We start from the raw sequence: 20,815 nt of genomic DNA, 5'->3' as shown, positions 1-20,815 counted from the left end.
CGGCGACAAGCCACGGCCTGTGCGCAATCGATAAAAACATCATGGAACACATCAGTATGGCATCGGACAAAACGTTTTGCCCCACCAGTTGGCGAATTACCGCGCCGCCGTCACATATCAAACGCCAAAATGTGCGAGACTGTTTTGTGCAATTGTGCCGGCCGAGGGAGCGCCGGCGCTCGATTCGCATGGAGTAACCCACAACGATGCTGCTTACGCAAACGACAACGCCCGAGGACGTCAAGGCCCTTAATCGCGCCGAGCTCCCGCAGCTCTGCGATGAGATTCGCCACGCCATCCTCGAAAGCTCCGCCGCTGTCGGTGGACACGTTGCCCCCAACCTGGGCGTCGTTGAGCTTACGGTCGCGCTCCATCGCGTGTTTAACTCCCCTATCGACAAGATAGTCTTTGACGTTTCGCACCAGACCTACGCCCACAAGGCGCTGACCGGGCGCGCGTACACCTATATCGATCCGGAGCGTTATGGTGAGGCTTCTGGCTTTGCCAATCCCGACGAGTCCGAGCATGACCTGTTCGCCATGGGCCACACCTCCACGTCGGTGAGCCTGGGCTGTGGCCTTGCCCACGCGCGCGACCTGGCGGGTGACACGTATAACGTCATTACTGTTATTGGCGACGGCTCGCTTTCGGGTGGCCTGGCGTTTGAGGGCTTTAACAATGCCGCCGAACTCGATAGCAACTTGATCATCATCGTCAACGATAACGACCAGTCCATCGCCGAAAATCACGGTGGCCTCTATCGCAATCTGGCCGAGCTGCGCGCCAGCAACGGTACCTGTGAGCGCAACTTTTTCCGCGCGATGGGGCTCGACTACCGCTATCTGGACGCCGGTAACGATGTGTTGGCCCTCGTCGACACGCTGCAGGAGCTGCGCAATATCGATCATCCCATCGTGCTCCACGTCTCCACCGCCAAGGGCAAGGGCTTTGAGCCGGCCCAGAACGACCCCGAGCGCTGGCATCACGTAGGCCCCTTTGACATGGCGACCGGCCGCAAGCTCTGCCCGGGCCATCCGAGCGAGCCCGCACCGCGCACCTATGCCGATATTACGGGCGAGGCGCTCAGCGCCGCCATCGAGCGCGATCCGCAGGTCGTGGGCATCACGGCCGCCACGCCCTACATCATGGGCTTTACACCCGAGCTTCGCGCTGCCGTCGGCAAACAGTTCGTCGATGTGGGCATTGCCGAGGAGCACGCCGTGACCTTTGCCACCGCGCTTGCGCGCTCGGGCGCCAAGCCAGTCTTTGGTGTGTACGGCACGTTTTTGCAGCGCGCCTACGACGAGCTGTGGCACGACCTGTGCCTCAACGACGCCCCTGCAACCATCCTGGTGTTTGGTGCGTCAATCTTTGGCACCACGTCCGAGACGCACCTCTCGTTCTTTGATATTTCCATGCTGGGCGGTCTTCCCAACATGCACTACCTAGCGCCGGCCTGCATGGAGGAATACCTGTCCATGCTGAGCTGGTCGCTCGACCATCGCGAGCATCCCGTGGCGATCCGTGTACCGGGCATCGGCCTGGTAAGCCGCCCCGATTTGGCGCCCGCTGAGGACACCGACTACAGCGCCGTTCGCTACAACGTGGTGCGTCAGGGTCACGACGTTGCCGTGCTCGCGCTCGGCGATTTCTTTGAGCTGGGCGAGCGCGTGGCAAACCGCTTGGCTGCCGAGTACGGTATCGAGGCCACGCTCGTCAATCCGCGCTTCGCAGCCGAGCTTGACCGCGAGTTCCTCGACAGCCTTGCCGCCGAGCATCGCGTCGTCGTCACCCTCGAGGACGGCATCTTGGACGGCGGCTGGGGCGAGCGCGTGGCATGTTATCTGGCCTGCACGCCGCTGCGCACGCGCACCTTCGGCATCGCCAAGGGCTTTCCCGACCGCTACGACCCCAACGAGCTGCTCGCCCAGAACGGCATGACGGTCGAGAACATGGCCGCCGAAGCCGTGAGGCTACTCAACGAGTAAGAAAACCTCCGCAAGGGAAGCGCCCCTGCGGAGGTTTTAATTTTCGCGACGCGATTATCTCAATCTGTAACATCTAGAGCCCGAATTCCCGTCCAACTGTTACAGATCTAGATAAGACGTCTTAGTCCCAGACCTTTGTCTCAATCTGTAACAGATAGAGACCTTTTGGCCGTCCAGATGTTACAGATTGAGACATTCGAATTCCCCTGAAGAGAAAATCTCGATCTGTAACAGTTAGAACCCATTTCCTCGTCTACCTGTTACAGATTGAGACAAAGCAGCGAGGCAGGCCGTCACATCTGCAAGAACCACCACAAAGGTGCCTGTCCCTTTTTGTTAGGTACAATAACCCATAAGGTAGGTATGTTTCTGAGTTATTTCGTGTTGACCCATTTGAGCGCGATAGGGTATAACTCTACTCAACCGCTAGGGATTTTATTGAGAAAGGTGTTCTACCATGAGCAAGAACCTCTCCCAGCAGGTCGTTCTCGACCGCCGCGGCTTCGTTGCCGCCACCTTCGCAACCGTCGCCGGCCTTGGTCTTGCCGGCTGCTCCGACACCAGCACCGAGGCCGACAAGGGTTCCGCCGCCGGCTCTTCCAAGAGCTCCAATGATACCGAGGCTTCCACCACGCTCGACGCTAAGGCATTCGACAAGCTCGTCGACAACGGCCCCAAGGCCGATGACGACGCCATCGCCGCCAGCACCTGGGCCACGGCCGTTAAGGACGCCGGCGTCTTTAAGATCGGTGGCGTTCAGACCTCCACGCTCTTCTCCCTCCTCAACGAGAAAGACGGTCAGACCCGCGGCTTCGACGCCGGTATCGCACAGCTCCTGTCCAACTACATTCTGGGCGAGAACAAGGTCGAGATCACCCAGGTAACCTCGGACACGCGTGAGTCCGTCCTGCAGAACGGCCAGGTCGACGCCGTCTTCGCCACCTACACCATTACCGATGAGCGCAAGAAGCTCGTCTCCTTTGCCGGTCCCTACTACTACACCCAGCAGGCCATCCTGGTACTCGCCGATAACGACGACATCAAGAGCGTCGACGACCTGGCCGACAAGAACGTCGCCGTCCAGTCCGGCTCCAACGGCCCCGCCATCCTGGAGGAGTTCGCTCCCAAGGCCAGCCAGCAGGAGTTCAAGACCGACGAGGAGGCTCGTCAGGCACTCCAGCAGGGCCGCGTTGACGCCTACGTCATCGATAACAACATGCAGCAGAGCGCCCTGGTCCGCGAGCCCGGTAAGTACAAGATCGCCGGCAAGCCCTTCGGCAGCAAGGAGCCCTATGGCATCGGCCTGCCGCTCGATTCCGACGGTGTCGCCTTTGTCAACGACTTCCTTAAGAAGATCGAGGACGATGGCACCTGGACCGAGCTGTGGCAGATCTGCATCGGCGACCGTACGGGCGACACCAATGTTCCCGAGCTGCCCGAGATCGGCGCCTAGGCAGCGAACCTGGTAACGGCCGCAACGAAACCATACGGAAACGCATGATGCGCTTTATTGCGGTAAACTGTTTCCTCACTGAGTTGTCGGGGCTTCCGTACACACGGGAGCCCCTTTCCTTATCGGCGGGAGGTCCGCATGAGTCTCTCCGAACTCTGGTCGCTCTATGGCCAGAACTATATCGACGCGCTGCTCGCAACCTGGGGCATGACGCTTGAGTCGTTTGCCATCGCCATGGTGCTGGCCGTCGCCGTCACCGTGATGCGCGTGTCGCCGCTCAAGCCGCTGCGCGTCTTTGGCGACCTGTATGTCCAGGTCTTCCGTAACATCCCCGGCATCGCGCTGCTCATCATCGTCGTCTACGCGCTGCCGCCGCTCAAGGTCGTCCTGCCCTACCGCACCTGCGTTATCGTCGCCACGGTCCTCTTGGGCTCGGCCTTTGGCTCCGAGAACTTTATGAGCGGCATCAACACCGTCGGCGTCGGCCAGGTGGAAGCCGCCCGCTCGCTGGGCATGAGCTTCAGCCGCATCCTCGCCAAGATCGTGATTCCGCAGGCGCTGCGCTCGAGCGTGCTACCCATGACCAACCTCTTTATCGCCGTCATGCTCACTACCGCCTTGGGCAGCCAGGTGCCGCTTAAGCCGCAGGAGCTCACCGGCGTGGTGAGCTACATCAACACGCGCTCGCTCGGCGGCGTCGCCGCGTTCTTTATCTCGGCGCTCGGCTACCTGGGCACGGCCTTTGTGGTGAGCCACATTGGCAACTACATCGATAAGAAGGTGAGGATCCTCCGATGAGCAAGCATTCCTCCCCTGCACTTACCATGCGCGATGCGCTCTACGAGGCTCCCGGCCCCAAGATGCGCGCCAAGATTCGCATCGGCACCGCCATCTCGCTTGTTGCCGTCGCCGCGCTCGTCGTCCTCGTGTTGCAGCGCTTTTATGTGACCGGTCAGCTTTCGGTCCACTATTGGTATTTCTTTACGCACCTCACTACCTGGAAGTTCTTGCTTGCCGGCTTTGAGGGCACCGTTAAAGTCGCACTCACCGCTGGCGCCATCGCGCTGGTGCTAGGCTTAGCCCTTATGCTCGGCCGCACGAGCGACATTAAGCCGTTGCAGCTGGCCTGCCGTGTGCTCACCGATTTCTTCCGCGGCGTACCAAGCCTGTTGTTCATCTACTTCTTCTTTTTGGTGCTGCCCCAGTACAAGATCGCGCTGCCGTCGTTTTGGATGCTCACGCTTCCCGTCGCGCTCGCTGCAGCCGGCGTGCTAGCTGAGATTTTCCGCGCCGGCGTCAACGCCGTACCGCGCGGCCAGGTCGAGGCGGCCCAGGCGCTCGGTCTCTCCAAGGCTAAAATCACCTTTAAAATCGTGCTGCCGCAGGCTATTCGATTTATCATTCCGTCGTTGATTTCGCAGCTCGTGGTCGTAGTCAAAGACACCACCGTCGCCTACGTGGTGAGCTACCCCGACCTCATGCAAAACGCCCGCGTGCTCATTACCAACTACGACGCTCTCGTGTCGGTCTACTTGGTAATCGCGGTCATCTATATCCTCATCAACGTCGCAATCAACAAGGCTGCTGTCTACGTTTCGCACAAGACCGGCGCGACCATCATCCGCTAACGCTTTACCATTTCGAGTCATAAGGAGCCGAGCACCATGGCACAGAGCACCTCTACCACCGGCAATCAGCCGCTGATCGAGCTCAAGCACGTCGATAAGCACTATGGCGACCTGCACGTTCTCAACGACATCAATCTCTCGGTCGACCGCGGCGAGGTCGTCGTGGTGATTGGCCCCTCGGGCTCGGGCAAGTCGACCATGTGCCGCACCATCAACCGCCTGGAAACCATCGACTCAGGCGAGATCCTCATCGAGGGCGAGCCCCTGCCGCAGGAAGGCAAGGATCTTGCCCGCATGCGTGCCGAGCTGGGCATGGTGTTCCAACAGTTCAACCTGTTTGCACATATGACGGTGCTGCAGAACGTCATGCTGGGGCCGGTCGACGTGCTGGGCGTGTCCAAGGAGGAGGCTCGCGAGCGTGCCATGGACCTGCTGAGCCGCGTGGGCGTGGCCGAGCAGGCCGACAAGGTGCCCGCACAGCTTTCGGGCGGCCAACAGCAGCGCGTGGCCATCGCCCGTTCACTCGCCATGCAGCCCAAGGCCATGCTCTTTGACGAGCCCACAAGCGCCCTTGACCCCGAGATGATCAATGAGGTGCTCGAGGTCATGGTGCGCTTGGCGCAGCAGGGCATGACGATGATCGTCATCACGCACGAGATGAACTTTGCCCGCCGCGTAGCCGACCGCGTCGTCTTTATGGCCGACGGCCAGATCGTGGAAACCGGCACGCCCGACGAGTTCTTCGACCATCCCCAGACCAAGCGCGCCCAGGACTTCCTCAACTCCATCAAGGGCCACTAACCAGCCACCCCGTGGGACAAATTCATCGGAAGTGTTGTCCCACATCTCCCATGCGCCCTGTCACCTTCAGATCGAAAGCAACACCTATGATCGGAACTCGTACTTCATCGTCATACACCCCGCATGTCGACGTCGCCCCCGCCGACCGTCCGCTCATCCTCGTCGCGCCGCGTTGGGAAGAGGCAAAGCCTTTTTTGAGCGAGACGCTCTCCCCCAACGAGGAAATCGCAAGTGTCTTTGTCGATGCCATCCTTGCCGCCGGCGGCCTGCCACTGCAGATGTCTATTACCGAAGACGTCGATGTTATCCGTCATTACGTGGAAATCGCTGACGGTATCGCTATTCCCGGCGGCCCGGACGTCAACCCCAAACGCTGGGGCGACGAGCGTCCTTACGACCCCACGCTGTGCTGTGAGATTCGCGACCGTTTTGAGTTTAAGCTGGTTAACGAGGTGCTTCGCGCCAAGAAGCCGCTCTTTACCACCTGCCGAGGCACGCAGCTGCTCAATGTCGCCACCGGCGGCACCCTGTGCATGGACGTGCCGAGCCTGGGCGCGCGCGAGGGCCGCACGCAGTGGCGCCATACCCACGTGCTCAACGATCCCGTGCACCCCGTCGAGGTCGTGCCGGGCTCGCTGCTGGAGCGCGCGGTTGGCGGGCACAGGCTGATCCAGACCAACTCGGCACATCACTGCTGCGTCGACCGTCTGGGTAAAAGCACGCGCTTGGTCGCCAAGGCAACCGACGGCGTTCCCGAGTGCATCGAGGTCGAAGGCCAGCCTTTCTGCCTGGGCGTGCAATGGCACCCTGAGTACACGTGGAAGACGCTCGAGACCGACTTTAACCTGTGGAAGTCGTTTGTCGAGGCAGCGGCAAAGGTTAAGCAGGCGCGCTAGCTCGCGAACCCCACAACAAATAAGGGTGCCCCGCCGGCCACATGGTCCGACGGGGCACCATTTTACCTATATGCTGCCTGCACGCAGCCCAAGGCCCGCAAGCCCTTATTCGGCCGCCTCGCGCAGGGCTGACATCGTTGCCGCATATTGCTGCTGCAACGCATGCATTCCCTCGCGAGCACCGTCAACGGCATCGGCGCCGCGCAACGCCTCGGTCACCACGACCGCCGGCTCGTACAGATTATCGAATCCCAGGTTCTGGCTCACGCCCTTGAGCGTGTGCGCTGCCATAAACGCACCTTCGGCGTCTCCCGCCGCCATGGCGGCCTCCAGCTTGTCCATGCTCTCGTCATCCAAAAACTTGAGGGCAAAGCGGGCAAGCATTTCCCCGCCCATCAGCCGAGCGCACGCGTCATCATAATTAGCGCCGATCTTCTCATACGCCTCACGCATGGAAATCATGGGTTAAAACTCCTTTGGTCAAACTAAATCGTAGGAAACGCGACGACATCGGCGGGGCGTGCCAATGTCTCGGCAATTTGGTCTTGCACCTCGAGCAGGCAGTCGAGCAGCAACGGGTTAAAGGTGCCGCACTTACCGTCCAGAATCATCTTGATCGCTTCCTCGTGCGGGATAGTGTCCTTGTACACGCGCACGCTCGTCAGGGCATCGTACACGTCGGCCACCGAAACCACCTGTGCGGCAATGGGAATTTCGTCGCCCTTAAGGCCATCGGGATAACCCTTGCCGTCCCAGCGCTCGTGGTGCCAACGCGCGATCTGGTACGCATATTCCATAAGCGCATTACCGACGTGATGGCGGCCCAGCTCAAGCAGCATGTCGGCGCCGATCGTGGTATGCGTCTTCATAATCTCGAACTCCTCGGGCGTAAGGCGTCCGGGCTTGTTGAGAATCGCATCGTCAATCGACATCTTGCCGATATCGTGCAGCGCCGAAGCCAGGGCGATCGTGGAGCGTTCCTCATTGTCGAGGGAGATCGTGTCGCTACGCCGGACCAGACAGCCAAGCAGCAGCTCGGTCAGCTTCTCGATGTTCGTAACGTGCCTGCCGCTCTCGCCGTTGCGAAGCTCCATGACGCCGGCCATGATGTCGATGAGCATGCGACTGTTCTTGACGCGCTCGTTGTACTGCTGGGACAGCAGGTTCGTCAGGCGGCGCTGTTTGGCGTATAGGCGGATGGTGTTGCTTACACGGCGGCGCACGACACGGGAGTCAAACGGGCGGTTGATATAGTCCGAGGCGCCCAGCTCGTACGCGCGTAGAACCATATCATCGGAATCTTCGCTCGAAATCATGATGACGGGCAGATTGTCACTAACCGATCGGCGCGACAGATCGGCCAGCACCTCAAAGCCGCTTACGCCCGGCATGACAATATCCAGCAGCACGAGCGACAACTCATCGCCATAGCGGTCGACCATGTCGAGCGCCGCACGACCGTGGTCGGCCTCGAGGATGTAATACTCGTCCTTGAGCATCTCGCTGAGAATGGCTCGGTTCATCTCGGAGTCATCGACAATAAGCACCAAAGGCTTTTCGCTTTGGAAGGCCTCGATGGAATCGGCATCGGTCACGACCGTACCGGCTTTTGCCTTAGCGCGGCTCAATAACTGGACAGCGCGGCCAACGCCCTCATCGACCGTCTCGCCATGAATGCGAACGCCACCAACACATGCCGTCAAGCTCACGTACTCATGGCCCGGAATAATCGTGGAATGAACGGCTTCGGATACCTGATGCAAGCGACGGGCGAAGTCATCGGAGGGAATATCGGGCATGACGACCACAAACTTGTCGCAGCCATAGCGCACAAGCTCGTCAGTCGAACGAATTCCGCTGCGTATGGCTGTCGCCACAGCACCGAGTGCAAGGTCGCCGGCATGACGGCCACACGTATCGTTGAAGGCCCTAAAATCATCAAGGTCGATCATCGCAACGCCGGCATTCATGCGGGCGCCACGAAGCTTTTCCTCGTAATATCGGCGATTGCGCACACTCGTCAGCACGTCGGTGTAGACAAGGTCCTCTTCTGCAGCCTCTTGCTCATCAATCGGACGCACCATCAGCAGGACACGAGGCTCGCCCTCGACCTTTAGAGGGCGCAGGCGGGCGCGGTACTCAGTACCATCGTTGAGCAGTTGCTCCGACACCTCACCTGAATTCGCCAAGGCCTCAAGACTCGACTGACGCAAACAAGGGCAGTGATCGCCGGCGAGCAGGCAGTTACGCTCGCTCTTAATCTGGTCGGCCGACAGCAAACGTACCACGGGGTAGGTCTTCGCGACGCGGGCGACCTCAGCGGCAGCCTCCTCGTCGGTTAGATTGACCTCGTGATTTTTGCGCATATGGGGCCCTTTCTATCGTTATGCACGGCAACGGTGCATATCAATTGGTACAAGGGTAACATCTAACAGCTGAAGGCAAACGCGCGATTATCGTTACATTTTTATGACCTGGCAAGCGGCGGTAATGGAGCCGCGGGCGCGCGGTTATGGACGCATTCGTTAACAATGACGAAACGCTAACAACCCCTCTCCCCGCAGGTCATCGAGCGTGCTAACGCTCCAAGACATCACGAACGGCATTTGCCGCCGTAACGGGGCGATCGCGCAGACCGTTATGCGCGCCCGGAATCGTCACAAGGGGGCAATCGAGATATTCAGCAGCCACCCTCGTGCCCGCCTCGCGGGGCGTGCCAACCGAGAGCTCGCCCAAGAACACGTCCGACACCGCCTTTGACGCGCGAGCGCGCTCCCAGTCGGGAGCATATGTCATATTTGTTCCGTATTCATTGGCCATAAAGCAACGACCATTGCGCAGGGCATGTTTGACTTCCGCTTCGGTCGTCCCAGGAGCCTCGGGGTCCAAGTCGCCGAGGGCTCCCAAGAAAAGCCGGAGCGCCCTTGAAACCTTTCCCGCCGCAATCATATCGAGCAAAACCGGAGCTGCGCCCATACCGACGCCTTTGGCCGACACAGCCGGCTCATGCAGAATCGCACGGGCGACGAGATGGGGTTCGGTGCGAAGAAGCTCCAGCGCAACCAACGTACCGGCACTATGCGCAAGCACATTTGCCGGAGCGCCAACGTGTTCGATCACGGCTTGCAGGTCGGCGGCCTGAGCGGCAAGATCATAGCTGCCGTCTGCCGCATCGCTGCTGCCACCGCAACCGCGGCGGTCGTAGGCAATTACGCGGTAGTTGCGGCTGAGCTCACAAGCGATACCGTCGAAAAATGTGCCGTCGACACAAGCGCCGTGCACGCACACCAAAGCAGGAGCATCAGGCGACACATCCGGGCCGGCATATTCGCGACAGGCAATCGTGGTGCCCGCATTCTCGACCGTAAAATCCATGTTGTGCCCCCATCATCAATGCCCATCCAGTTGCACGTCAGTACGGTTGGATGGACCCGCATTGCCTTATACCTTGTTAACAGATTAACTGTACCCGACCCGAGGCTTTTCATGGCACAGCATCATGGGCGACGTGAAAAAACGAAACTTGTAAAGCAAGAGCCCGCACCTTGCTTTGGAGCCGATGCTATGCTTAGGCACAATTGTCTTGAGGAGCATATGCCTATGTCTACGTTTTTGAATGCCAGCCCCATCTTTGGGCCCGTTCGCAGCCGTCGCCTTGGCCTCTCGCTCGGCGTCAACATGATGCCGGCCAGCGGCAAAATCTGCACGTTCGACTGCATGTACTGCGAAAACGGCCTCAATGCCGAGCGCCCCTGCCATGAGCCGTACAACACAGCCGCCGTAGTACTCGACGCGCTCGAGGCAAAGCTGCGCGAGATGGCAACCGAGGGCGAGCTCCCCGATGTGATCACCTTCGCAGGCAACGGCGAGCCCACCGCCGCACCGGAGTTTCCGCAGGCCATCGCCGGCGCCGTCGCGCTGCGCGACGAGCTTGCCCCAAACTCCAAAATCGCCGTACTCTCCAACGGTACGCGCGCCGACCGCCCCGAGGTGCACGATGCACTCATGATGGTCGACGACAACATCCTCAAGCTCGATACGGTCGATCCGGCATTTATCCAGCTGCTCGACCAGCCTGTTGGCCCCTACGACGTCGAGCACCAGATTGAGACGTTCGCAAGCTTTGACGGTCACGTTATTATCCAGACGATCTTTTTGACCGGTGAGTATCAGGGCAAGCCCATCGACAACACCGGCGAGGAGTACGTCGCCCCCTGGCTCGCGGCGCTTGAGCGCATTCGCCCACAAGAAGCGACCATCTACACGGTGGCGCGCGAGACACCAATCGCCGGCCTTGCTAAAGCGGCGCCCGAGGTGCTCGACACGATTGCCGCACGCGTGCGCACCCTCGGCATCCCCTGCCAGGTGAGCTACTAGCAAAACCGCGCAGCAGCCAGTGTCCGCCATCCCACTCCATCAGTTGCGGTGATATAGTTCCTGTTTATGCTGTTAAACCGCTTAAATCGGAACTATGTCACCGCAACTTTTATGGACGCGTGGGTGGGCTATACTAGCTGCGGATGAAAGGAAGTTAGCCATGTATGACAAAGGACCCGTGCCTGGCCGCAACGACGCTTGCTGGTGCGGCAGCGGCAAAAAATATAAGAAATGCCATAGCGCCTTTGATGAGCGCCTCGAGCGCTTGTGGGAAGAGGGCTGGGAGGTTCTGCCCCGCACGCTCTACAAGACGCCCGCCGATATCGAGGGCATCAAGCGCTCGGCAGCCATCAACGTGGGCGTGCTCGATTATGTGGGCGAGCATATCGCCGCAGGCATGACCACCAACCAGATCGACCAGATGATCTACGACTACACCGTCGAGCACGGCGGCACGCCGGCCGATCTTAACTACGAGGGCTATCCCAAGAGCGTGTGCACCTCGATCAACGACGTCGTCTGCCACGGTATCCCCTGCGATGCGGATGTGCTGCACGAGGGCGACATCATCAACGTGGACTGCTCCACGATCCTGGACGGTTACTTTAGTGATTCGAGCCGTATGTTCTGCATCGGCGAGGTCTCGGCCGAGCGCCAGCGCCTGGTCGACGTCACCCGCGCCAGCGTGGAGGCGGGCCTGGCGGCCGTCAAGCCATGGCTGCCGCTGTCCGTTATGGCCGAAGCCGTGCAAAAGACGGTCGAGGACGCCGGTTTTAGCGTGGTGCGCGAGTACGGCGGACACGGCATCGGTAAGGAGTTTCACGAGGACCCGTTTGTGGGCTTTACCACCGAGGCGCCCGATGTGGACACCATCATGGCTCCGGGCATGGTCTTTACCATCGAGCCCATGGTCAATGCCGGAGCGCCCGACATCAAGATTAGCAAGGGCGACGGCTGGTGCGTGCGCACCAAGGACGGTAGCGATTCGGCTCAGTGCGAGGTGCAGCTCGTGGTGACCGAGGACGGTTACGAGCTGCTGAGCTGGTAGCCGTGGATGCGCCGGATGCCGACGGGCACGCTCGTCTTGCATCCGGCGTTTTTATTTGAACGTTTTACCTGATAAAACCTGCCAAAATAAACCTGTCCCTTTTTGGCAGGCCAAGCGGAGAGGACTGCTTGTGAACATCCTGGTTTTGCTGCCCGTCAATGACCGCCATCGCGCAATTCTTGAGTCGAGCGCTCCGGGCGATGACTTTATCTACACGAGCTCCGACGCCGCCACGCGCGAGCAGGTTGCCGATGCCGACGTGATCCTGGGCAACATCGACCCTGACATGCTCACGGCATGCGAACATCTCCAGCTGTTGCAATTGCAGACCGCTGGCTATGACGATTACTTGGCCGCCGGCACCGTGCCGGCTGAAGCCAAGCTGTCTTGCTCAATCGGCGCCTACGGTCAGGCTGTGAGCGAGCACATGTTTGCCATGGTCCTTTCCATGATGAAGCGCCTGCCCGGCTACCAGGACTTGCAGCGCGAGCATCGCTGGGAGGATTTGGGCCCGGTTACCTCGCTCAATAACGCCAACGTGCTGGTGCTGGGCGCGGGCGATATCGGCGGCCACTTTGCCACGCTCTGCCGCAGTATGGGTGCGCACGTCCGCGGCATCAAGCGCCATCCGCTCGTCTACCCCATTGTGTTTGAGGACATGGACGGCATAGACGCCCTGCCCGAGCGCCTGGCCGAAGCTGACATCGTCGCATCCTTTATGCCGAGCACACCCGAGACCCGCGGTCTGGCGAACGCCGAGTTCTTCGCCGCGATGAAGCCGGGCGCCCTCTTTGCCAACGGCGGCCGTGGCGATCTTGTGGTCGCTGACGACTTGGTTGCCGCTCTGGAGTCGGGACATCTCGCCGGTGCCGCGGTCGACGTCACCGACCCCGAGCCGCTGCCTGAGACAAGCCCCCTGTGGGATGCGCCCAACATGCTCATCACACCGCACGTCTCCGGATGGTTCCACCTGGCCGCCACGCTCAACAATGTGGTCGACATCGCCGCGGAGAACTTGCGTCACCTGCAGGTCGGCGAGACGCTTCGCTGCTGGATCGAACACTAGGGTTCCGCCGTTCTAAGGAACGGCGGACCGGTCGACGCTGCGCGCCGCCCAGAGCGACAATTTGCCATTCAAAAGGCGAGGCATGACCAGAAGGTCAATACCTCGCCTTTTTCATGCCAACTTGTTCGCTCTGGACGTCGCTCGCTGACGTTTGCTCAACCTGCGGTGTCATAACAATTCTGTCCAGCTGTTGGCATTGCGGCATTTGCCCAAATAAAACCTGCCAAAGTAAACCTGTCCCTTTTTGGCAGGTATTAGAGCTCTACGCTTTCGGCGCCGTTGATGGTTAGGTTTCGCTCGTAGAAGGCGGTGAGAGCGCGGATGGCGTACATCACGTCGCGCACGCCGCCGGTCTCGTAGCTTGAGTGCATGGCCAGCTGCGGCAGGCCCACGTCCACGGCATGCATGCTCGCCTGCATATTCGACAGGTTGCCCAGGGTGGAACCGCCGGCCATGTCGCTCTTGTTGGCGAAAGCCTGCGTTGGCACGTCGGCGTCATCGCAGATGGCCTGGAACACCGCGCGGCTAAAGGCATCGGTGCAGTAGTGCTGGTTGGCGGCTTCCTTGATGACGATGCCGCCGTTGAGCACAACCTGATTGCGGGCGTCGCACTTCTCGGCGTGGTTGGGGTGCACGGCATGTGCGTTGTCGCAGCTCGCGAGCATCGATGCGGCAAGGGCGCGATGGTACGACTCGTCGTCAAAGCCCAACGATCCGTTAATGCGGCGCAGTGCATCGGCCAAGAGCGTCGACATGGCGCCTTGCTTGGTCTCGGAGCCAACCTCCTCGTTATCGAAGCAGCAGAAGACCGAAACATCGTGCGCGTTCTCGGCACCCAAAAATGCCTGCAGCGAGGTGTAGGCGCAGGCCAGGTCGTCAAGCTTGGGCGTCGAGATAAACTCGTCGGCCCAGCCCCAAATGCGCGCATCCTGGCGGTTGACCAGGAACAAATCGCGGCCCAGAATTTGCTCGGGCTCAACGTCCAGCTCTTCGGCAATCAGGGCATCAAAATCTCCCTGCTTGAGTTCGCCGGCGCTGATGAGCGGGCACAGGTCGACGGCTCGGTTGGGAGCAAAGCCCTCGTTAACGCCGCGGTTCATGTGGATGGCAAGGCTCGGGATAATAGCGACCTCGCGCTCGGTGGCAAGCAGGCGGCTCTCAATACGGTCGCCCTCGCGTACCAGCACGCGGCCCGCGAGTGCCAGCGGACGGTCGAACCAGGTGTAGTCGATCATGCCGCCGTAGGCCTCGGTGTTCAGGCGCAGCGTCTCGCCCGCGCCGTCGAGCTCGGGCACGGCCTTAACCTTAAACGTCGGCGAGTCGCTGTGCGACGCCGTCAGCTGAAAATGGTAGTCGCCGGCAACGCCGTCCTCGCCCCACGTAGCAGCCAGGTCCTCGCCCACCTTAAAGGCGATAACGCTCGAGGTGTTGCGCTGCGTGTAATAACGCCCGCCCGGCTCGATGTCCCACGCCGCGTTCTCGGACAGGTAGGTAAAGCCCGCCTCGTCGAGCTCGGCCATAATGGTCGCCGCCGTATGGAACATGCTGGGGCATGCCTCGATAAAGTCGATAAGGTCGTTGGCGGCCTCGATATCATCGGCCGTCACATGCGCGCGCTCGGGCGTTTCCTGATCCGTCATGCTCTCCCCTTTCGCTGGGTTGATGGTCCCTTCCAGCATACCCCGCCGCGCCAGCGCTGCACTCTTCATTCCGTGTTTAATCCCGCACCGCTCACCAAGTTGAGCCATCATGCCCGTGCACCTTTTGCGACAATTACGCTAACAGGACGAGAGGAGCCGCCATGAAGCCACGTAACATTGCCATCGCCTGCGGTGTCGCGGGAGTCGCCGTCGGCCTTGCCGCTGCCACCGGTATCGTTTATCACAAGCAAATCAAGTCCGCCGCGTCGCTCAAACGCTTGACCGGCTACGCGGATGGCTATGACCTGTACGCAATCGACATCGCCTACGACTACGATCTTGATCGCATCATCGCCGCTGGCGTGCGCGACGACCAGGCCTACATCGATGCCGTGGTGGCGCAGGTGCTGCCCGGTGTGCCGGTACATGTCCAGGCGCCCCAGTTTGCCTGCAGCGCTTTTGTCGCCGTAGATGCCGAAGGCCGCGTGCGCACCGGTCGCAATTACGACTTTAAGGACGACACCTCAGCGCTGCTGGTGCGCAATCACCCACGCGGCGGCTATGCCTCCATCGGGTTTGCCGCCCTTAACAACCTGGGCGATAACACTCCGCTTGACTCCGTCGCCGGACGGGCCGCCGCACTCATGGGCCCGTTTGGCCAGCTCGACGGTGTTAACGAATGCGGCGTGTCCATTGCCGTACTCACTCTGGATTCCAAGCCCTGTGACCAGGACACGCAACGCCCCGTCATCAATACCTCGCTCGCCATCCGTCTGGTGCTCGACCGTGCCGCCACCACGCAAGAAGCTGTCGACCTGCTTTCCGCCTACGACATGCACGCCATGGCAGGACGCGATTACCACTTCTTTATCAACGACGCCGCCGGTGACGCGCGCGTAGTAGAGTGGGATCCGCGCGATCCGGACCGCGCTTTCAAAGCGGCTCCTGTACGCCAGGTTACGAACTTCTACGCCTGCTATGGCGACGAAGTGCTGCCCAACCAAAAGAATGGCGAGCTGGGCCATGGTAAAGAGCGCGCCGTCGCAATCGCCGATGTCCTTGACGCCCATGTCGGTGCCCAGGACGAGGCAGTCGCTTGGAAGGCCCTTCGCGCCGCAGCCCAAGAGCCCAATCCGGAAGACATCACCAGCAATACGCAATGGTCGGTCGTCTTTGACAATACCGAACCCGCCGCCGCTATTACGCTGCGCCGCCACTGGGGCAACGTCGATGCCTTCGCACTGTAAGGAGCCAGGCCCGTCGACCTTACGTTCCCTGACGTTGCTTACATTTCCATACGCTTGAGCTAACACGTTTACCCCCGTATCAACAGTGTGCGGGGGTAAACTTATGCGCATGTTATAACTTGCCCGGAAGGATTCATCATGCTTAGGATCGGTCTTCTTACTAGTGGCGGCGACTGCCAGGCGCTCAACGCCACCATGCGCGGCATCGTCAAAACGCTTATGACCAATAGCGAAGAGCCTATCGAGATCTACGGTTTTGAGGACGGCTACCAGGGCCTTATCTACAGCAGGTTCCGCGTCATGACGCCCGCCGATTTTAGCGGTATCCTCACCCGCGGCGGCACCATCCTGGGCACGAGCCGCACGCCGTTCAAGCGTCTGGATACCCCCGAGGCCGATGGTGTCGAGAAGGTGCCGGCGATGGTCCACACCTATCATAAGCTGCAGCTCGACTGCCTGTTTATGCTGGGTGGCAACGGATCCACCAAGACCGCCAACCGCCTGCGCGAAGAGGGCCTCAACGTTATCGCCCTGCCCAAGACCATCGATAACGACACATGGGGCACCGAGCTGACGTTTGGCTTTACGAGCGCCATCGACGTCGCCACCAAGTGCATCGACGACATCCACACCACCGCTTCGAGCCACGGCCGCGTGTTCGTTATCGAGATCATGGGCCACAAGGTTGGCTGGATCCCGCTGTATGCCGGCGTCGCGGGCGGCGCGGATGTCATCTTGATTCCCGAGATTCCCTACGACATGGATAACGTCATCAAGACCATTGAGCATCGCATGGAAACCGGTAGCCGCTTTACCATCGTGGCCGTCGCCGAGGGCGCCATCTCCAAGGAGGACGCGGCGCTGTCCAAGAAGGAGTACAAGAAGAAGCTCGCCGAGCGCACGAGCCCGTCAATCGTGTACGACATCGCCAAGGAGATCGAGGCCAAGACCGGTCGCGAGACCCGCGTCGCCATCCCCGGCCACACGCAGCGCGGCGGTCAGCCCGATGCCCAGGACCGCATCTTTGCGACCCAGTGCGGCGTCGAGGCGGCACTCGGCTGCCTACGCGGCGAGTTTGGCTACATGATTGCTCTGCGTGACGGCAAGATGTGCCACATGCCGCTCGAGGAGGTCGCCGGCAAGCTCAAGTATGTCGACCCCCAGAGCGACCTGGTGCGCGAGGCCAAGGCGTTGGGCATCAGCTTCGGCGACGAATAGCCTCGGCTGGAACTGCTCTCATCGGAGGCCCCAGGGCTTACCTCCCAAATCGTCCTCGGACATGTCAGGACCCCGCCGTGCGCTTCGCGCCGCGGGGTCCTTCCGTCCTGCGGAAAGATTTGGGAGGTAAGCCCTGGGGCCTCCTGCGGTAACTAAGGAGGCCGTGGCTATTCGTCTTCTTGCTGCGGGTGCCTGGTCTGAAATTAAGTTGCGGTGAAATAGTTCCTGCTTAGCCCGCAAATGGCTGAATCTAAGAACTATTCCACCGCAACTTACGAATGATCGGAGCGGCTACAGCACAAGCGTCGGCGTTCGTTTGATGGTCCGCCACGAAAAGGAGCCATCTACTACGTTTAACTCGATGGGGCCAACCATGACCGCATTTTTCGAAAAGCGACAGGCCTTCTACCTGCGGTTTTATTTTTCGTTTTCCCGGCATGGTTGAGGGTATCCAATTAAACGTAGTAGATAGGCCCATTTTGTGGCATACGGCCCATTCAAGCCCAATCTCGAAGGCTAAAGAGAGCTTCTCATCCACGCTTGCGAGCGAAAACCAAATAGAATGAAAGGCAAATGGAAAGCCCGTTTGACGAGCGGAGGACATATGCGGGACGTAGCCGAAAGCGACTGGAAGCTGTTTAAGAAAATGCTTCCTCAATGGCAAGAACGTTATATGGAAAAGCTCATCGGCCAGTACGTTGAGATGCTGAACGGCGACAGTGAAGCGTCCAGTAGATTTTGGGCACTAGAAGAGCGCCTCAATAGAGACAAGCTGTCCTCAGGTGTAATTGCAAACGACATTCGCCGCAGCACAATGCACCGCGAGATAGCCAATTTGCTTATCGACAGCGTGATCGCCCTCGACGACCTTGACGGTTTTACCGAGGACATTAAGAGCTATGCGCAACACTGGATTGGCCAGTAAGAGCACCGAACGACAAACATCCCCAGCAAAACGGGGCAAACGCCGGACCACCTAATGGTTGTCCGGCGTTTGCCCCGATAAAACCTGCCAAAATAAACCTGTCCCTTTTTGGCAGGTTACTCGGCGCTCTTGAGGGCGCCGACCATGTCGATCTTATTGAGGGTACGGTTGGTGGCGAGGTTGACGATAAACGTAAAGCCGAAGGAAAGCACCACGGCAAGCACGTAGCTCAGCGGCTCGACTTCGACGTCAAAGTACAGCGACGGCATCTGCAGGATGTACGTAAAGCTCTCGGCAAGCAGGCCACCCAGCGGCACGCCCAGTGCGGTGCCAATCGCCGTGAGGATCAACGTCTCCTTGTTGACGTAATGGTGTACCTCGCCACGGCGGAAGCCCAGCACCTTGATGGTCGCCAGCTCGCGCTCGCGCTCGGAGATATTCGTGTTGGACAACGTAAACACCACCACAAACGACAGGCACGCCGCCATAAAGGTCACGAGCACCACGACGGAATTGATGATAGTGAAGTTCGCCTCGTAGTTCTGCCAATGTTCGGCCGTGCTCGAGATGGTGAGCCAACCGTCACTCTTAAGATTCTTGCTAAACGCAATCTGGTCGGCCGACGAGCCCTTAAGCAGCACAAAGATGCCGTTAAGACGCGCGCTTCGGCCGAACGCGCGCTCATAGGTGCCCTGCGTCATATAGAGCGTGTTGCCCAAATAGTTGAGCGAGATGTCGCTGACTTTGACCTTGGCGACGTTGAGCGACGAATCCTGGACCTGCGCCGTGTCGCCCGGCTGAATCCCAAGAACCAGCTGTGAACTCTTGCTCAGATACACGTCTCCGTCACGCAAAGACAGTGGCTCTTTGGACTCATCCTCGAGACGCGCGTAGTCGTCCAGGTCGTTCGTGCGGTCATCGGGCACCACGATCAGCTGCACGGTCTCGCTCTTGCCGCCAAATGTAAAGGTGACGTTGTCGGTCATAATCGGCAGCGTCGAAGACACCGTCACGTTAGAATCCTTAGCCGCGCTGCGCTCATCCAATGCCGCGCACGTCTGCGAAAAATCGTCGGGATTGGCAACCGCCAGCAAGTCATAGCGCGTGATATGCCCATACTGCTTGGGCGAAAGCGCAACCGACGTGTCGCGAATACCCATACCGCAGATCACAAGCGCGGTGCAACCCGCGATACCGAAGATGGTCATAAAGGCGCGCTTTTTGTAGCGAAACAGGTTACGTGCTGCCACCTTGTTCAAAAAGCCCATGCGGCGCCAGATAAAGCCGATGCGCTCGAGCAAGATACGCGAGCCGGCGCGCGGGGCCTTGGGGCGCATGAGCGAGGCCGGAGTCTCGGCCATCTCGTGGCGGCAGGCGATAATCGTGGCGCCCACCACGCCCACGGCAAACAGCGCCACCGAGACGATCGAGGACACGATGTCGTACGAAAGCAACATCTGGGGCAGCGAGTACATGTCGTCGAACACCGTAAACAAGAACAGCGGCAGGCCCACAAATCCGATGATGTTGCCGAGCACGCCGCCGATCAGACAAGCCCACAGCGCATAGTCCACGTATTTGGACAGGATGCGTCCGCGCGAATAGCCGAGCGCCTTATACAGGCCGATGAGCGTGCGCTCCTCCTCGACCATACGCGTGGCGGTGGTAAGGCTGATGAGCACGGCGACGATAAAGAAGATGAACGGGAACACCGTGGCGATGGCTTCAATTGACGAGCTATCGCTCTCCACGCTCGAGTAGCTTGCGATATTGCCGCGGTCCTGGATGTACCAGGTGCATTCTCCCAGATCGGAAAGCTCGGCGCGGGCGTCGGCAAACTGTTGGTCGGCGGCGGCACGGCGCTGGTCCAGGTCGGCTTGCGCCTGCGCACGCTCGTCGCTGCCCTCGGCCATGCGATTGATGTTGTCCTGCTCGATCCCAAAGAGCATGGCGGCCTGACGCTCGGCCGCATCCAAGCTTGTCGGCGTGTCGACCGTCAGCTCCTGAGCGCGCGCCTTCTCACGCTCCTCGCGGATCTTCTCTATATTGCCCTTGACCTCATTGATCTTTGCCGCGTAGGCATCCGAATATGAGTTGAGATCCTTGGCTCCCTCGACGACCACGTGGACCGCGGAGTAGGAAGAAGATGTCGCGGCGTCCTCGCTCACATAGAACTTATAGTCCGCCGCCGAGGCGGCACGGAAGGCGTTGACCGTCGAGTCGGAGCTCACATCAGTGGGATCGAGAACCTCGGCCGTGATGGTGTAATCGCCATCGGCAAACTGGTCCTTAGCGCTTTGGTTCGACGAGCTCGCGTCATTGGCGGCAAAGCTCACGGTATCGCCGAGCTTTTTGCCCGAAGCCTTCAGGAACTTCGATGTCACCGCAACCTCATCGGCGCTCTCGGGCAAATCGCCGTTCACGAGCACCGGCTGATCGATGTTCTCCTTGGAGAGACTTTGCACGACCACGCGCTCGCGCGTTGTGCCCACGGCGGTGTAGGCGGTCTCGGTGTAAATGCCCTCGGC

17 protein-coding genes are annotated in these 20,815 nt (G+C 60.0%); 12 read left to right on the top strand and 5 right to left on the bottom strand.

What is annotated here, in order from left to right; genetic code table 11:
• Window positions 1-206: 206 nt before the first annotated feature.
• From AB5758_RS03320 to AB5758_RS03295, 6 genes are all read left to right on the top strand, one after another.
• Complete coding sequence (locus AB5758_RS03320; protein WP_368141412.1) at window positions 207-1,988, top strand: 1-deoxy-D-xylulose-5-phosphate synthase; 1,782 nt, start codon at window positions 207-209, stop codon at window positions 1,986-1,988.
• Window positions 1,989-2,445: 457 nt separating this feature from the next.
• A complete protein-coding gene (locus AB5758_RS03315; RefSeq protein WP_329738392.1) occupies window positions 2,446-3,441 on the top strand; it encodes a glutamate ABC transporter substrate-binding protein in 996 nt (331 codons plus the stop codon).
• A 138-nt stretch (window positions 3,442-3,579) separates the two neighbouring features.
• Window positions 3,580-4,239 carry an amino acid ABC transporter permease gene (locus tag AB5758_RS03310; RefSeq protein ID WP_022094657.1) on the top strand — a complete coding sequence of 220 codons (660 nt, stop codon included), beginning with the start codon at window positions 3,580-3,582 and terminating at the stop codon, window positions 4,237-4,239.
• On the top strand, window positions 4,236-5,069 hold the full coding sequence (locus AB5758_RS03305; protein WP_368136061.1) for an amino acid ABC transporter permease: 834 nt from the start codon (window positions 4,236-4,238) through the stop codon (window positions 5,067-5,069). Before AB5758_RS03310 ends, AB5758_RS03305 begins: the two co-directional genes overlap by 4 nt.
• Window positions 5,070-5,105: 36 nt before the next feature.
• Complete coding sequence (locus tag AB5758_RS03300; RefSeq protein ID WP_368141413.1) at window positions 5,106-5,870, top strand: amino acid ABC transporter ATP-binding protein; 765 nt, start codon at window positions 5,106-5,108, stop codon at window positions 5,868-5,870.
• 86 nt (window positions 5,871-5,956) lie between these two features.
• Window positions 5,957-6,766: a gamma-glutamyl-gamma-aminobutyrate hydrolase family protein gene (locus tag AB5758_RS03295; RefSeq protein WP_161144628.1), complete on the top strand. Its 810-nt coding sequence runs from the start codon at window positions 5,957-5,959 to the stop codon at window positions 6,764-6,766.
• Window positions 6,767-6,871: 105 nt separating this feature from the next.
• On the opposite strand, the gene AB5758_RS03290 is transcribed toward AB5758_RS03295, so the two are convergent.
• The 3 genes from AB5758_RS03290 to AB5758_RS03280 form a co-directional block, all read right to left on the bottom strand.
• Window positions 6,872-7,228, bottom strand: coding sequence for an Hpt domain-containing protein (locus AB5758_RS03290; protein WP_089572324.1), 357 nt, complete (start codon window positions 7,226-7,228; stop codon window positions 6,872-6,874).
• Window positions 7,229-7,251: 23 nt separating this feature from the next.
• On the bottom strand, window positions 7,252-9,132 hold the full coding sequence (locus tag AB5758_RS03285) for a diguanylate cyclase (protein WP_368152439.1): 1,881 nt from the start codon (window positions 9,130-9,132) through the stop codon (window positions 7,252-7,254).
• Window positions 9,133-9,343: 211 nt separating this feature from the next.
• Entirely contained in the window at window positions 9,344-10,141 is a 798-nt protein-coding gene (locus AB5758_RS03280) for an alpha/beta fold hydrolase (RefSeq protein WP_260699391.1), read from the bottom strand.
• A 225-nt stretch (window positions 10,142-10,366) separates the two neighbouring features.
• On the opposite strand from AB5758_RS03280, the gene AB5758_RS03275 reads away from it, so the two are divergent.
• From AB5758_RS03275 to AB5758_RS03265, 3 genes are all read left to right on the top strand, one after another.
• Window positions 10,367-11,143: a radical SAM protein gene (locus AB5758_RS03275; RefSeq protein ID WP_368141306.1), complete on the top strand. Its 777-nt coding sequence runs from the start codon at window positions 10,367-10,369 to the stop codon at window positions 11,141-11,143.
• A 160-nt stretch (window positions 11,144-11,303) separates the two neighbouring features.
• On the top strand, window positions 11,304-12,191 hold the full coding sequence (gene map, locus AB5758_RS03270; protein ID WP_035137617.1) for a type I methionyl aminopeptidase: 888 nt from the start codon (window positions 11,304-11,306) through the stop codon (window positions 12,189-12,191).
• A gap of 130 nt (window positions 12,192-12,321) precedes the next feature.
• Window positions 12,322-13,257, top strand: coding sequence for a D-2-hydroxyacid dehydrogenase (locus tag AB5758_RS03265; protein WP_368141307.1), 936 nt, complete (start codon window positions 12,322-12,324; stop codon window positions 13,255-13,257).
• Between the two features lie 254 nt (window positions 13,258-13,511).
• Here AB5758_RS03265 and AB5758_RS03260 read toward each other — a convergent pair whose 3' ends face one another.
• Window positions 13,512-14,897 carry a M18 family aminopeptidase gene (locus tag AB5758_RS03260; protein WP_368141308.1) on the bottom strand — a complete coding sequence of 462 codons (1,386 nt, stop codon included), beginning with the start codon at window positions 14,895-14,897 and terminating at the stop codon, window positions 13,512-13,514.
• Window positions 14,898-15,058: 161 nt separating this feature from the next.
• On the opposite strand from AB5758_RS03260, the gene AB5758_RS03255 reads away from it, so the two are divergent.
• The 3 genes from AB5758_RS03255 to AB5758_RS03245 all read left to right on the top strand — a co-directional run bounded on the left by AB5758_RS03255 (window position 15,059) and on the right by AB5758_RS03245 (window position 18,287).
• The gene (locus AB5758_RS03255; protein WP_368152437.1) at window positions 15,059-16,144 is read left to right on the top strand and encodes a carcinine hydrolase/isopenicillin-N N-acyltransferase family protein; all 1,086 of its coding nucleotides are present in this window, start codon (window positions 15,059-15,061) and stop codon (window positions 16,142-16,144) included.
• A gap of 138 nt (window positions 16,145-16,282) precedes the next feature.
• Window positions 16,283-17,362: a 6-phosphofructokinase gene (locus tag AB5758_RS03250; protein WP_089572334.1), complete on the top strand. Its 1,080-nt coding sequence runs from the start codon at window positions 16,283-16,285 to the stop codon at window positions 17,360-17,362.
• Window positions 17,363-17,966: 604 nt separating this feature from the next.
• The gene (locus AB5758_RS03245; protein WP_368141310.1) at window positions 17,967-18,287 is read left to right on the top strand and encodes a hypothetical protein; all 321 of its coding nucleotides are present in this window, start codon (window positions 17,967-17,969) and stop codon (window positions 18,285-18,287) included.
• A 116-nt stretch (window positions 18,288-18,403) separates the two neighbouring features.
• Here the strand turns inward: AB5758_RS03245 and AB5758_RS03240 are convergent.
• Window positions 18,404-20,815: FtsX-like permease family protein (locus tag AB5758_RS03240; protein WP_368155365.1), on the bottom strand; the 2,412-nt coding region annotated here is incomplete at its 5' end.

Origin of the sequence: Collinsella aerofaciens (assembly GCF_040926405.1) — a bacterium.
Classification (GTDB): Bacteria; Actinomycetota; Coriobacteriia; order Coriobacteriales; family Coriobacteriaceae; genus Collinsella.
The sequence above is the reverse complement of the archived record's forward strand: the minus strand, read 5'-3'. Positions and strand labels throughout refer to the sequence as shown.

Coding starts and splice junctions, on each gene's coding strand:
- AB5758_RS03320 (WP_368141412.1), top strand. CDS start 207: ATGCTGCTTACGCAAACGACAACGCCCGAGGACGTCAAGGCCCTTAAT.
- AB5758_RS03315 (WP_329738392.1), top strand. CDS start 2,446: ATGAGCAAGAACCTCTCCCAGCAGGTCGTTCTCGACCGCCGCGGCTTC.
- AB5758_RS03310 (WP_022094657.1), top strand. CDS start 3,580: ATGAGTCTCTCCGAACTCTGGTCGCTCTATGGCCAGAACTATATCGAC.
- AB5758_RS03305 (WP_368136061.1), top strand. CDS start 4,236: ATGAGCAAGCATTCCTCCCCTGCACTTACCATGCGCGATGCGCTCTAC.
- AB5758_RS03300 (WP_368141413.1), top strand. CDS start 5,106: ATGGCACAGAGCACCTCTACCACCGGCAATCAGCCGCTGATCGAGCTC.
- AB5758_RS03295 (WP_161144628.1), top strand. CDS start 5,957: ATGATCGGAACTCGTACTTCATCGTCATACACCCCGCATGTCGACGTC.
- AB5758_RS03290 (WP_089572324.1), bottom strand. CDS start 7,228: ATGATTTCCATGCGTGAGGCGTATGAGAAGATCGGCGCTAATTATGAT.
- AB5758_RS03285 (WP_368152439.1), bottom strand. CDS start 9,132: ATGCGCAAAAATCACGAGGTCAATCTAACCGACGAGGAGGCTGCCGCT.
- AB5758_RS03280 (WP_260699391.1), bottom strand. CDS start 10,141: ATGGATTTTACGGTCGAGAATGCGGGCACCACGATTGCCTGTCGCGAA.
- AB5758_RS03275 (WP_368141306.1), top strand. CDS start 10,367: ATGTCTACGTTTTTGAATGCCAGCCCCATCTTTGGGCCCGTTCGCAGC.
- map (WP_035137617.1), top strand. CDS start 11,304: ATGTATGACAAAGGACCCGTGCCTGGCCGCAACGACGCTTGCTGGTGC.
- AB5758_RS03260 (WP_368141308.1), bottom strand. CDS start 14,897: ATGACGGATCAGGAAACGCCCGAGCGCGCGCATGTGACGGCCGATGAT.
- AB5758_RS03255 (WP_368152437.1), top strand. CDS start 15,059: ATGAAGCCACGTAACATTGCCATCGCCTGCGGTGTCGCGGGAGTCGCC.
- AB5758_RS03250 (WP_089572334.1), top strand. CDS start 16,283: ATGCTTAGGATCGGTCTTCTTACTAGTGGCGGCGACTGCCAGGCGCTC.
- AB5758_RS03245 (WP_368141310.1), top strand. CDS start 17,967: ATGCGGGACGTAGCCGAAAGCGACTGGAAGCTGTTTAAGAAAATGCTT.